We start from the raw sequence: 13376 nt of genomic DNA, 5'->3' as shown, positions 1-13376 counted from the left end.
CAAGCTTGTTCGGGTACTCTAAACCATTTTCATCATAACATTCTTTCTGCATAATAAAATGGATAAAGGGCATGGCCACCGACTTCAAGAATGTGGATGCATTGAAACCTTTTCCGTCTCCGTTCGTCTATATGAATGGCAAATGGCAGTCCGACTGGGACCACACAGGCATTGAAGCGCGGAAGGGGGCTTGCACCAGTCCCATAAAAACATTCCATTGACTTTTGGCAACAGACGTATTATGCTACTTGACATGGAGACGTTCCGATGTAAAATCATGTAAGAATAAAACGTTTGTTGCTGTGGGCAACGGCTGTTGATATAAACATAGAAGCATCGTTAAGAATACGAGGCAAAGGAGGAGAAGAGGACGTGAAGGCAATTTGGGAAAAATGGTTGAAAAAATGTCGTTCTCTCCCTAACCAATACATTGGCTTTTTTATTTTTGCCGTGCTCTTATTTTGGTTGAAGACGTACGCCGCCTATTTAGCGGAATTTAACCTTGGCATCAGCAACTCCATGCAGGAGTTTTTATTGTTCATCAACCCGATCAGCTCGGCGGTATTCTTCCTTGGGTTGGCGCTGTTGGCCAAGGAAACGCGTGTGTACAAATGGCTCATTATTATTAATTTCGTTTTATCGTTCATTCTATACGCCAATATCGTTTATTATCGTTTTTTCAGCGATTTTATTACATTCCCGACGTTGACGCAAACGAAAAACTTCGGCGATCTCGGCAGAAGCATTTGGGAGTTGCTCCGCTGGTATGACGTGTTCTATTTCTTGGATACGATCATTTTGGCGGTGATCGTTTTCTCGAAGCGATTCTCGCTCCCGGAAGTGCAGGCCGGCCGATTCAAAAAAGGCGCCATTTTCGCTTCGGCCATTCTGATGTTCAGCATCAACTTGGCGCTCGCTGAGACCGACCGCCCGCAGCTCTTGACAAGAACGTTCGACCGCAACTATATCGTCAAATATTTAGGCGTGTACAACTATTTGATTTACGATGCGTTCCAAAGCATGAAATCATCGACGCAGCGGGCGTTCGCAAACAAAAGCGACATCACGACTGTGCTGAACTATGTGCAGGCGACGTATGCCAAACCGAACCCGAAATATTTCGGCGTGGCGAAAGGGAAAAACGTCATTTACATTCATTTAGAGTCGCTGCAAAACTTTGTGATTAACTATAAGTTGAACGGTGAAGAAGTCACCCCGTTCTTAAACTCGCTCACCCGCGATCCGAACACGTTCTATTTCGATAACTTCTTCCATCAAACAGGACAAGGGAAAACGTCGGATGCGGAGTTTATGCTCGAAAACTCGCTGTTTGGCTTGCCGCAAGGCGCTGTCTTTACGACGAAAGGACAAAACACGTATCAGGCGGCTCCGGCCATTTTGCACCAATACGGCTATACAAGCGCCGTCTTCCACGGCAACTACAAAACGTTCTGGAACCGCGATGAAATTTACAAGTCGTTCGGCTTTGACCATTTCTTTGACGCCAGCTACTACGATATGAACGACGAGGACGTCTTGAACTACGGTCTGAAAGATAAACCGTTCTTCCGGGAGTCGATCCCGCTATTAGAAACATTGAAAGAACCGTTCTATGTGAAATTTATTACGCTGTCGAATCATTTCCCATACCCGATCAGCGAGGAGGATGCGACGATCCCGCCGGCGACGACAGGCGACGGCTCGGTCGACCGTTATTTCCAAACGGCACGCTATTTGGATGAAGCAGTGAAAGAGTTCTTTGACTACTTGAAAAAATCGGGTCTGTACGACCGCTCGGTCATCATTTTGTACGGCGACCATTACGGCATTTCGGAAAATCATAACAAAGCCATGGCGCAAATTTTAGGAAAAGAAATTACGCCGTATGAACATGCGCAATTGCAACGGGTGCCGCTGTTCATCCACGTGCCGGGCATAAAAGGCGGCGTCATTCACGAGTTTGGCGGCCAAATCGATTTGTTGCCGACGGTCTTGCACCTGCTGGGCATTGATACAAAAAATTACGTCCATTTTGGAACGGATTTGCTGTCACCTGAACATCAAGAAATCGTTCCGTTCCGCAACGGCGACTTTGTCACGCCGAAGGTGACAGCGGTCAACGGCAAGTACTATGACACGAAAACAGGCGAACCTCTTGAAAGCACGCCGGAAATTCAGCGGCTCGAACAAATCGTCCGTACGAAGCTTGACCTATCGGATAAAGTCGTCTATGGCGATTTGCTCCGGTTCTATACACCGAAAGGCTTCAAGCCGGTCGATCCGTCAAAATATGATTACAATAACCGTGAAGAGGGAAGCGATCAATGATCGCCTCCCTCTTTTTTTCTAGCGCTGCAGCAGTTGCTCAATGGCCCGTTTCGCATTCACGTAACCTGCTCCATATACGTTCGGGTCTCGCCCTTTCCACAAATCGGCGCCGTCTTTTAACGCCCGCTTGATTTCATCCGGCGTTGCATTTGGTTTGGCCTGAAGCATCAACGCGACAATGCCGGCGCAAATCGGCGTCGCCATCGACGTGCCGGACATCGATATATAATGGTCACCGACCCGGCTTTGCTTATTCATCTTGTCAAGAAATGAACGCGGGGCGCGAAGCGAAATAATGTTGACCCCTGGGACGACGAGATCCGGTTTTGTCACCCCGTACTCCGTCGGCCCTCGGCTTGAAAACGACGCCACATCATCGTCGGCGCGCGTTGTCGCCGTATCATGATCGTCAAGAGCACCGACGGTAATGATGCGGTCGCTAATGCCGGGGCTTGAAATCGTCCCATAATTCGGCCCTTCATTCCCTGCCGCCGCACAGACGACAATACCCTGCTCCCACGCCTGCTCCGCGACTTGCACGAGCGGATCATCATTTTCTATCGGAAACGGCTGCGGTTCCCCTCCAAGCGATAAGGAAATAATATGGATTCGCTTGGTCAAGTTTTTCTTATTGTAATCAATGCACCACTCAATGCCGCGTATGATCGTCTCGAGCGTCCCGCTTCCCGAACGGTCGAGCACCTTAACGCCGATAAGGTTTGCCTCGTACGCCGGTCCAGCATACAGCCCATCGGACATGCGCCCGTTCCCAGCGGCATCACCAGCGCAGTGCGTACCGTGTCCGTTGTCATCATATGGCGTCGTACGCCCATTGACGAAATCTACAAAGGCAGCAATCCTCCCCTCCAAGTCCGGGTGCGGGTAAATCCCCGTGTCGACAATAGCGATCGTCACTCCCTTTCCACTCAACTCCGTCCCGTTGACCGCCACGCGTTTCGCATTGGCCGACGGCACTGCGTTGTTTAATAACGCTTTCACCGTACGGTTAAAATACACTTTCTTCACTTTTGGATGTTCAAGCAGTTGCTCAAGCGCCGCCGGCGTCACCCGTGCGCTGTAGAAGGGAACATGGCGAAAATGGTGGCGTACTTTCATACGGAAATGATCGCGTTCCGCCTTGGCCACTGCCTCCATCCCTTCAGCATTTTCGACTTCAATCAAGACGGAAAGCGTCCGCCATTTCCGCAGCCAGCGCTCGATCCAGCGGTGAAAAATGCACGGCATGCGTGTCATCGGCTTGTACATATTGACAAGCGCATGGCGGAGAGGACGGTCCAGCCGCCCCGCGTGCCGGCGGGCTAACTGCACTATTGAATAGCCAAACATGTCTTTTCCCCCTTCCTTTGTTTCTCGCTATACTCATATGACGGCTGGACAAAGGAGGAGGCGGCCTTTCCACTAGGACGAACGAACGAAAAAACGCTCGCCTAGCTGAAAACTAGGCAAGCGTTCCCGTCATTCCTCGACTTGCTCAAGCACAATCCGCTTCGCTCTTCCTAAATAATGCTCCACTTGGCGCAGCACGTTTTCCCTTTCGGCAAAAACGACGACTTGCGTCCCATCAACAATCACGCGCGTTAATGCTGTTTTTCGCTTTTTCTGCAGGCCAAATGCTCGCGCGATTCCGTTTACATGCCCTCGTGCGACCGTTCGCAGAAACTGGGTGTCATTCAGTTTTTCTGCATCCTCTTCCCGGTCAATAAACCCGTTCTCCGTGAGCACGGCTGGCATCGCGGTCTCCCTTAGCACATGAAAATTCGCTTTCTTTTTCCCACGATCGCGAAATCCCGCAGCTTTGACGACTTCTTCATGAATGGCATCGCGAATGCGGGCTGTTGCCGAATTGTCATCGAGCCGATTATAAATATAATCTTCATATCCAGTGCCGCCACCCGCGTTCACGTGAATGGAGACGTACAAATTGGCCCCCCAGCGATTGGCCCGGTCCGTCCGCTCATCAAGCGGCACCGTTTCATCTTTTGTCCGGCTCAACTGCACGGAAACTCCTTCATACTCATTTTGCAGCAGACGATTGATTTCGAGAGCGATAAACAACGTAATGTCTTTTTCCAACAACCCGTTGCCGACCGCGCCAGTATCGTTCCCACCATGCCCTGGATCGAGAAAAATTTTGACCATCTTTCTTCTCCTTTCACATTCTTCGTCGTTTAGGAATATAGCACTATTAGCATAAGCGTGGCACTCCAAAATGCCATAGATACTTCCCCAGGGCCAACAAATAAGGCGCAGTCAAAAAGAACGACTGCACCTGACATTCCCGCTGATCGACTTGTTCGATATGATGAAAGCCCCCACACAGCCATACAAGAAAACATAGACCGCTGGGCATTATACAAACTGTCCACTCTGTTGGCTTCGGCTAAACTTGTAAACAGCCAGAAGGAAAAAGGTCAGCGCAAAGGCGAGAAGAATCAACAGATGCCAATACAAACTTCCGAAAGAGCGCCCCTCCTGCAGCTTTACCAAAAAATCGAGCGCCCACCGTTGCGGTATAAAATATGCCGCTTTTTGCAAAAATTTCGGCATCAGCTCGACCGGCCAAAAACAGCCGGCCAGCATACATGTCGGCACGGTAATCAATGGCTGCAGCGCCCCGGCGGAAGCAGAGCTGTTCGCAAACATCACTGTAATCAAAGACAAGCCGATCGCGGATAAAGAGAAAAGCAGGAGCACCAGGGCCATTTGCCACATCGAAATATTAGGATCAATATGAAAGATGTTCTTCATTGCCACGATTGTCACGATGATTTGTGCCGTCATAATCAACAAATTCACCACGATATTCGATAACACATACGTTCTCGCCTGAATCGGTGTTGTCAATAAACGAGAATAGGTGCGCTCTTCTTTTTCTTTGATGATGATCTCAGTCAAATTCCCCGCTGACATCAACATAATCATGACCAAATAACCGATCGTTTGATACGTGACCCCTTTTTGTTTGGCTGTGTCGGGCAGCGAGTGAACGGACAGGCGGAACGGCGCTTGTTGATACCGTTCATACATCTTCCAAAAGAGATCACGATCCCCATTGGCCAATCGCCCCAATGTCGCCAGATGATCGATGTATTCATGCAAGTACGACTTGATGAACATCGTGATTTCCGTTCCCTTGAGCGAGACAAGTTCTATCGGCCGGGGCTGGCCGTGCTGGACGCTTTCGGAAAACCCTTGGCGAAAAATCAGCACGCCATCCATCTTTTGCGAGGTGATTTGCTCATCGACCGCTGATAACTTCACGCTTTTCACGGAGAGATGATCAAGGCTTTTCAGAAAACGGATCGTATCATCGGTAATCCGTCCTTGATCCTCATTGACGATTCCAATGCGAACTTCCTTGACAGGGTTGCCCCCGGCCGCAAACAAAGACAAAAGGATCGCCGCCAACGGAGTTCCAAAATATAACAAAAAATTGATTTTCCGACGGAACGTTCGCTTTAACGTATATCTCACCAACCAGATGACGTCATTCACCTTATAATCCCTCCCGTCTCGCTACAGATGCCACCGCGATCAATAAAAACAACGCCGCTATACCGATATTAAGCAGCATAGTTGGAACGACGCTTGACAAATCGTTCGCATACACGATTTTGAAAATCGTTTCATTCATCCAAGAAAGCGGAGACAAATGGGCATACCATGCTGTTTCATCGATCGGAAAATAAGCGCCGCCGAAAAAGGAAGACAGCTGAATGATGACCATCGCAATCGTTCGCGCCGCTCCTTCCGTCCTTGCCATATAGCTCATCCCTAGACCAAAGCTGATGGCTAAGACCACCTCGGTCAACATAAGCAACCATACGAGACTTACGTGATGCCCCCAATCGGCATGAAACACCCATTTGCTGAACAACATGACGAGTGCAACACAAAGAAAATTCGCCGCGACGTTCCCGGCCAGCTTTCCAATAAAAATCTCGCTTTTGCGAACAGGAGCAGCCAAAAGGCGATCAGCCGTCTTCCGCGTTCGCTCCCCCCGCAGCAACGAACTGCCCGGCAATGCGCTGTACAAAGCGATCATCGTCGTCATCGCCACCGCATAATAATCCATGGCTCCCGGTTTGCGCTTGGAATGCAGCGACCGTTCTTGAATATACTCATCATGCACACTTTTATTTGATGGAACAAAACCGGGCTTCACCTCTGAAACGGCCATCGCCAGCTCGTATCGGCCGACAAACGCGGCCATCACCCCCTCAACAAGACTTCCTTTGATCTTGTTGCGTTCATTGGTGTACAACTCCACTCCACGCGGGCCGATCTCGATGTATCCATCCGCTTTTCCTTCCTGCACCGCTTTCGTTCCTTTTATCCGGTCGGATGCCTTTTGAAAATCGATGTGGGCTTTCTTCCCTGCTTGGATCATCGTTTGAATATACGGCGACAACGGCCCTGCTTTTTGATCGTTGTACAAGACGTGTACATCACCGACGGAAATCGTCCAGTGAAACGTGTTGGAAAGGGCTGTTCCTAAGATGAACATCAGTACGATCGGAAACAGCAGCATAAAAAATAGCGTCCGGACATCACGAAAATCGCTTTTGATTTCCTTGGCTGCAATGCGAAAAATATTCAAAAGAAGCACCTCCCTCGCATGATGGCACTCCAAACAGCTAATCCCGCAAATTTCTCCCCGTCAGCGCCAGAAAGACCGTTTCCAAGTTCGGTGATTTGTCTTCAAGCGAACGGATTTCGACACCGTCATTGATCAGGCATTGCACAATTTCGTTTAAATTATTGACACTGATATCCGAACTGATTTTGATCATATTTTCTTCACATTGCACCGCCTTGACCCCGGGAATGTCTTGAAGATGCTGCTTGTTGAGCCGATCCATCCCCCTGATTTCCAGCCAAATATCTTTTGTATCGGTGATAATCGCTTCCAGCTGCTCCTTTGTCCCCTCTGCGATGATCTTTCCATGATCAATGATGGCGATCCGTGTGCAAATCTCCTCCACTTCCTCCATATAGTGGCTTGTATAAATGATCGTGCATCCCATCTCATTGAGCTTTTTCACCGAAGCCAAAATATAATTTCGCGACTGCGGATCGATGCCGACTGTTGGTTCGTCCATAATGATGAGCTTCGGCCGATGGGCAAGAGCGCAGGCGATATTGAGCCTCCGTTTCATTCCCCCTGAGAAATGTTTCGGATAAATTTTGCGCTTATCGCTTAAACCGACAAACTCGAGCGCCTCTTCAACCCGCTGGCGCAACTCCGCGCCGCGCAGTCCATACAACCCGGCAAAAAATTCAACATTCTCATACGCCGTCAAATTTTCATAGATGGCGATTTCTTGAGGCACGATGCCGATCTGTCGTTTGGCAAACTGGCGATGCTTGGCGATGTCCTTGCCGAGAATCTTGATTTCTCCTGCATTCGGGCGCAGCAACCCAGCAATCATATTGATAGTTGTGCTTTTTCCCGCGCCATTGGCTCCGAGGAAGCCAAAAATTTCCCCTTCGGCAACCGTAAGAGACATATGATCGACAGCGATGAAGTCACCAAATTTTTTGGTCACTTGTTTGATCTCTAAAATGTTCATCGTTCCACCTTCTTTCCATGCTTGGTATTATGGATTATAGAAAAAAAGATGAACTCCTGTAAGTGCAGGAATTCATCTCGTTGACATGAGAAAATTCACGATTTACTCATGAATCGGAAGCAACGTCGTGACAGAGAAACCGTTCGTTCCATCGACAATGACCGTGCCATGAACAGAGGCCGCCCGTTCCTCCATGCCGATGATCCCAAGTCCTTTCTTGATCTTGGCCGCACCTTTCCCGTTATCTTTCACTTCCACCTTGATGACTCGATTCAACACGTGAATTTCAACGGCAATGGCCGTGGCCTCAGCGTATTTGCTCGCATTCGTCAACGCTTCGGCAATGTTCTCATAAATCACTTTCCATTGGATTGGTGTAATCACATCCAAATCCCCTTTGCATACGAGCGGAACCGGGAGATGATGTTGGGCGGAAAATTCTTCAATGAATAATTTCACCCGATTCAGCCCGATTTGCTCGAGCGGTGGTTTGATCTGTTTTAATGTCATCCGGATTTGTTCCATGCCTTCTTTGGAAATATGGATGGCGTTTTCCAACAGTTGTTTCGCCTTGTCGCGGTCCGCATCCATCAACCGTTTGGCCGCCTCCATCTGAATGAGCGCTCCAGCGAGCGAGTGGCCGATTTGGTCATGGATGCGCTGCGACAGACGGTTCCGTTCTTCCAACTGCAACGTATATTCCGACTGCTTGATGTATTGATGATATTCGCTGATCCTTCTTGTCAGCCGATGCAAATCGTTGCGCATTTGATCCAAACGATCTTCTTGTTGTTCCATCCGCTCGATGTGCCGCTTGACTGCCGTCACGCTGACAAAACTGAACAATGCCACAAAGCCGTATAATTTCCCCGCCGATGGATCAAGCCAAATCATCGGCGTCAACAACACCGCCCCGATCCCCCAAACTCGGTGGATATACACGGAGGCCAGCTCATACCCATTGAGAGGCAGCAACAACGCCCACAGCGGCTCCACAAAGGCGGCGGCTAGAACGAGAAGAACAACGGAACCAAACGCCGCTCCCCTTTTCCAACTCATATGGCGAACGATCAGGGCAAACAGCTGAAGACAAAAATAGATCAGAGAGACTAGAACAAAGCCCGCTCCCGTTCTCTGTTTCGATGAAATGTAATCGAATGCCGCATAGCCCCATACAATCAGCTTGTAAATGATCAGCAGCGATTCCATAACATCCCCTCAGCCGACTTTTCCCGTCAGATAATAAACGGCAATTTGCGTTCGATGTTGCAGTCCGGTTTTGTCCAAAATCGATGTGATGTAATTGGCCACCGTTCCCTCGGAGAGAAATAGCTGTTTGGCAATCTCTTTATTCGAAAGCCCCTTCGCAATGAGCGCCATAATGTCCAACTCTCGTTCCGTAAACAGGCTTTTATCGATTTTCGGCGCTGCTTCCGCTTCTTCTTTTAAGTTGGACTTAATTTTGTCCATCACAATCTCCTGCATCACCACTTGGCCGTGATACACCGCTTTGATCGCTTCGCGGATTCGTTCCGGGTCCGTATTTTTTAAAAAATATCCTTTTGCGCCGTATTGAATGGCGTCTAGAATGTATTCATCATCATCAAACGTCGTCAAGATGAGCGGCTTTGTCTTCGTCTGCTCGCATAGAAGCTTTGTCGCTTCCACTCCATTCATGTTCGGCATGCGCACATCCAATAACGCGACATCAACTTCATGATGTCGACAATATTCCACTGCCTCTTTCCCATCGCCTACAGTCGCGGCGACATCAAACTCGTCATACGTGCTTAAGATGATCCGCAGCCCTTCGCGGACAAAGGGATTGTCATCGGCGATGAGCACTTTTATGCGCGGAACATGGGACGAAGAGTGATGTTCCATCTTTACCCACCCCTTTTCATCATGACACGTGCGATTTTGTGGGATCACACCTGCCCAATACCTTGCGTGCATGATTTTCATGATTTACTTTCATTGTAATGAATAAGGGGGATTTCTTCCATTGCCATTAAGGGAAATGAGCCAAAGCAAGAGGTTTCAGATACAGGCATCGGCATCGCGCCGGAGCATTTGCCTTTTTTGTTCGATCGATTTTACCGCACAGATGAAGCCAGAACGCGAAATCGCGGGGGAACCGGATTGGGTCTTGCCATTGCCAAAGAATTCGTATCGGCTCACGGCGGAACAATCGATGTCCATAGCACCCCTGGCCAAGGGACCACCTTTCGAGTCAAGCTTCCCCGCTGACGATAGAGAAGATGTTTATGGTAAAATGGAAAACAGAATTCCATAACTAGAAGGAGGAAGAGCCATGTCCCGCGCAAAAAAATGGGTGCAATATTTCCTTTCCCACCGCCATGTCACGATGGAACTGATCCACAAAATCGACGAAGCGCATTATGATTACAAACCGACGCCGACCTCGATGACAGCGAAGCAGCTGGCGACGCATATGCTGTTCAGCTTCTACAATTTCACTAACACGGCAAAACACGGCGATCCATCGCTGTTCCGGCAAAAAATCGAGGAACCGGAGACGAATTTGGCCAAGCTGGCGGAAACGTATACGGAAAAGACGAGGCAGCTCATCGAATCGATGAGCGATGACGACTTCGACCGGACGCTTGATTTAACTGCCATCTTTGGCACACAAATGTCCACAGCTCAGTTCCTGCAATTGGCAATGGACCATGAAATCCACCATAAAGGCCAGCTGTTCGTCTACGTCCGCGGCATGGGGCATACGGACTTGCCGCTGTTTGTGAAACGCGGTTAATCTCCCCCATTTTTGTTTCATCTAACTAAACGAGAAGCTTCTCCGTGAAAATAACAAAAAAAGCCGGCTAAGAAACCCCTAGCCGGCTTTTCCTTTTTGGTTGAGGCGATTTAGTCAATCAAGCAGCTTCCGTCTGCGCACATTCCGCCTTCACCCGCCAACGACCGCAACGGGGAAGCTTGTTGTTCTTCCTCCCATACTTTCTCTAGCGCCCGCCGGAACACGTCAACCGGCTGGGCCCCCGAAATCGCATACTTCCCATTCAGCACGAAAAACGGTACGCCGCGGACGCCCAACGCCGCTGCTTCTTCCTCGTCGCGGCGCACCTCTTCTGTATAACGACCACTTGCCAACACCTCTTCGGCTTCCGCCCGGTCAAGCCCGGTTGCTTCGGCGATCGCAAGCAGCACATCGCGGTCGCTGATTCGCTTTGACTCCGTGAAATACGCATAAAACAGCCGTTCCACCATTTCATTCAGCTTCCCTTTTTCCTTGGCATAATGAGCCAAACGGTGGGCGTCAAACGTATTCGTCGGCTTCATCGTCTCAAAGCGGAATGTCAATCCGACCGCTTCCGCCTGCCTGCCGATATCGGCATTGGCCCGCTTCGCTTCCTCGATTGAAATGCCGTATTTGTTAGCAATGATTTCGTGAATCGTCAATGGCGTTTCTTTTTTCGCATTCGGATCCAATTCAAAGCTGCGAAATACAACCTCAACATCTTCTCGGTGCGGAAACTGTTCAAGCGCCTGTTCCAAGCGACGTTTGCCGATATAGCAAAACGGGCAGACAAAATCGGACCATACTTCAATTTTCACGGCCATATCCTCCTCTACTTTTGACGCGCTTCCCCTCCATTGTAGCCCATTGCCGGTCGAATGGCTAACGAAAGGCATGGGGACGGACCCGCCCGCATACATTGTACTACCATGCTGTTGGGACAAGGAGGACAAAAACCGATGCATTCTCACGAACTAGGCGCCTTTCTATTGCGGATTGTCACCGGATTCATCTTTTTCGCCCATGGGTGGGTGAAATGGCAACGGGGGCTTGAGGCGGCAGCGGATTCGTTTGTTGCTATGGGCCTTCCCGGCTGGCTCGCCTACATCGTGACGATCATAGAGCTTGCTGGGGGCTGGGCGATGATGCTTGGCCTTGGCACACGCCCGATCGCCGCGGCATTTGCCGTCATCATGGTCGGGGCCATCGCCACGGCGAAAGTCGACGCCGGCTTGCTCGGCAACGGCCGGGAAACGGGCTATGAATTCAATCTCGCCTTGCTCGCTATGTCCGTATATTTGTGGCTGAACGGCAGCCGGCTTTGGTCGTTAGACACGGTCATCGGGCGGCCGCGGGGCTAAGTCGGCACAAAAACGGGTGTCCCTCACAGCGGGACACCTTTTTCTTGCTTAATAAGGCTGGACAAATCTTGTCCTTGCTTGTCGGTACACTGCTTCATCCTTTTTCCACTGTCAGCTTGACGACGCGCTCGCCGATGGCCCGAATCAACTCCGGCGGCATCGGGAAACTGACTGCAGCCGGGTCAGATGCCACCGCTGGAATCGTCGCCGCGAATTGTTCTTCCGTCATCGGATAGTCGGCAAAATCAGCCGGCAGCCCGATGTCATCGCGCAATTGGCGAATTCGCTCAATGGACTTTACCAACAGCGCTTCATTGCCTTGACCGTGATCATAAATGCCAAGCGCTTGAGCCAACAGCTTCGCTTTCGGCAAATACAATTCCGGAATCGCTTCCATCACGACTGGCAAAAAGACGGCGTTCGCCAAGCCATGTGGAATGCGAAACATCGCTCCGTACGCATGGGCGAAATTGTGCACCGGAATGGCGTTTAACGCAAAGCTGAACGCGGTGATGCCAAGCAAGCTCGCATGCAGCATCTCCAAGCGGGCGCGGATGTCCCCGCCGTCACGAACCGCCTCCGGCAAGTAGTCACGAATCAAACGGATCGCCTGCAAGGCGCATGCATCGGTGAGCGCGGTCGCCATCGGCGAGGCGAGCGCTTCAATGGCATGGGTGAGCGCGTCCATGCCGGTAAACGCCGTCACCTTCGGGGGAAGCCCTACCGTTAAATCCGGATCCAAAACGGCCACATCAGCGTTGATAAACGGATTGATGATGTTCGTTTTCAAGCGCAGCTCTTCATTATAAATGACTGCGATCGGCGATACTTCCGACCCCGTGCCGGCCGTCGTCGGGATGGCGATGTGCGGGATCGGTATGAATTGCGCTTGCGGGAACGACTCGTACCGCAGCCCGCCTGGAATCGCCTCTTTAATATCACGCAACCCTTTAAACAGGGCGTATTTCACCCCTTTGGCCGTATCCAGCACACTGCCGCCGCCGACCGCCAACAAGGCGTCAGCTCCGACAGCGCGCGCATAGCGCACCGCTTCATTGACGCATTCACTTTCCGCATCCTGGCGGATATCCAAAAAGATGCCGACAAGCTCTGGTCCGACTCCATGCGTCGTCAAGTCAAAGAGGCTCGCTACTTTTTCGACAACCCCAGCTTGCTCGAGCCCACGGTCAGAAAGCAATAGCACCCGTTTAGCGCCCAGCCCGCGAAACAAATCCGGCACGAGCGCTCGGGTGTTCGACCCGGTGTAAATTGCCGTGCGCAGCCAAAAGTTCGCTAACGTCGTCATGTTCCTTC

General features: G+C 50.4%; 12 protein-coding genes and 1 pseudogene. 4 read left to right on the top strand and 9 right to left on the bottom strand.

Features of this window, described 5'->3' with window-relative positions; genetic code table 11:
• Positions 1-372: 372 nt before the first annotated feature.
• Entirely contained in the window at positions 373-2328 is a 1956-nt protein-coding gene (locus tag GT3570_RS01075; protein ID WP_021322035.1) for a lipoteichoic acid synthase, read from the top strand.
• Between the two features lie 18 nt (positions 2329-2346).
• On the opposite strand, the gene GT3570_RS01070 is transcribed toward GT3570_RS01075, so the two are convergent.
• From GT3570_RS01070 to GT3570_RS01040, 7 genes are all read right to left on the bottom strand, one after another.
• Positions 2347-3675 carry a S8 family serine peptidase gene (locus GT3570_RS01070; RefSeq protein WP_023633377.1) on the bottom strand — a complete coding sequence of 443 codons (1329 nt, stop codon included), beginning with the start codon at positions 3673-3675 and terminating at the stop codon, positions 2347-2349.
• A gap of 129 nt (positions 3676-3804) precedes the next feature.
• Positions 3805-4488 carry an N-acetylmuramoyl-L-alanine amidase family protein gene (locus GT3570_RS01065; RefSeq protein ID WP_011229719.1) on the bottom strand — a complete coding sequence of 228 codons (684 nt, stop codon included), beginning with the start codon at positions 4486-4488 and terminating at the stop codon, positions 3805-3807.
• A 210-nt stretch (positions 4489-4698) separates the two neighbouring features.
• Entirely contained in the window at positions 4699-5844 is a 1146-nt protein-coding gene (locus GT3570_RS01060) for an ABC transporter permease (RefSeq protein WP_023633378.1), read from the bottom strand.
• Between the two features lies 1 nt (position 5845).
• A complete protein-coding gene (locus GT3570_RS01055; RefSeq protein ID WP_062898313.1) occupies positions 5846-6949 on the bottom strand; it encodes an ABC transporter permease in 1104 nt (367 codons plus the stop codon).
• Positions 6950-6986: 37 nt separating this feature from the next.
• A complete protein-coding gene (locus GT3570_RS01050) occupies positions 6987-7922 on the bottom strand; it encodes an ABC transporter ATP-binding protein (RefSeq protein ID WP_062898312.1) in 936 nt (311 codons plus the stop codon).
• Positions 7923-8024: 102 nt separating this feature from the next.
• On the bottom strand, positions 8025-9131 hold the full coding sequence (locus GT3570_RS01045) for a sensor histidine kinase (protein ID WP_023633381.1): 1107 nt from the start codon (positions 9129-9131) through the stop codon (positions 8025-8027).
• A gap of 9 nt (positions 9132-9140) precedes the next feature.
• Positions 9141-9806, bottom strand: coding sequence for a response regulator (locus tag GT3570_RS01040; RefSeq protein WP_013522777.1), 666 nt, complete (start codon positions 9804-9806; stop codon positions 9141-9143).
• A gap of 108 nt (positions 9807-9914) precedes the next feature.
• On the opposite strand from GT3570_RS01040, the pseudogene GT3570_RS01035 reads away from it, so the two are divergent.
• Positions 9915-10172: pseudogene (locus tag GT3570_RS01035) on the top strand (sensor histidine kinase); the annotation flags it as partial.
• 64 nt (positions 10173-10236) lie between these two features.
• Entirely contained in the window at positions 10237-10701 is a 465-nt protein-coding gene (locus GT3570_RS01030) for a DinB family protein (RefSeq protein WP_062898310.1), read from the top strand.
• A gap of 110 nt (positions 10702-10811) precedes the next feature.
• On the opposite strand, the gene GT3570_RS01025 is transcribed toward GT3570_RS01030, so the two are convergent.
• Entirely contained in the window at positions 10812-11519 is a 708-nt protein-coding gene (locus GT3570_RS01025) for a DsbA family oxidoreductase (protein WP_062899078.1), read from the bottom strand.
• Between the two features lie 141 nt (positions 11520-11660).
• On the opposite strand from GT3570_RS01025, the gene GT3570_RS01020 reads away from it, so the two are divergent.
• The gene (locus GT3570_RS01020; RefSeq protein WP_011229711.1) at positions 11661-12062 is read left to right on the top strand and encodes a DoxX family protein; all 402 of its coding nucleotides are present in this window, start codon (positions 11661-11663) and stop codon (positions 12060-12062) included.
• 94 nt (positions 12063-12156) lie between these two features.
• Here the strand turns inward: GT3570_RS01020 and GT3570_RS01015 are convergent, their stop codons facing one another.
• On the bottom strand, positions 12157-13368 hold the full coding sequence (locus tag GT3570_RS01015) for an iron-containing alcohol dehydrogenase (RefSeq protein ID WP_023633384.1): 1212 nt from the start codon (positions 13366-13368) through the stop codon (positions 12157-12159).
• Positions 13369-13376 lie beyond the last annotated feature (8 nt).

This window comes from Geobacillus thermoleovorans, assembly GCF_001610955.1.
GTDB lineage: Bacteria > Bacillota > Bacilli > Bacillales > Anoxybacillaceae > Geobacillus > Geobacillus thermoleovorans.
This window is presented reverse-complemented; position numbering and strand designations above follow the sequence as displayed.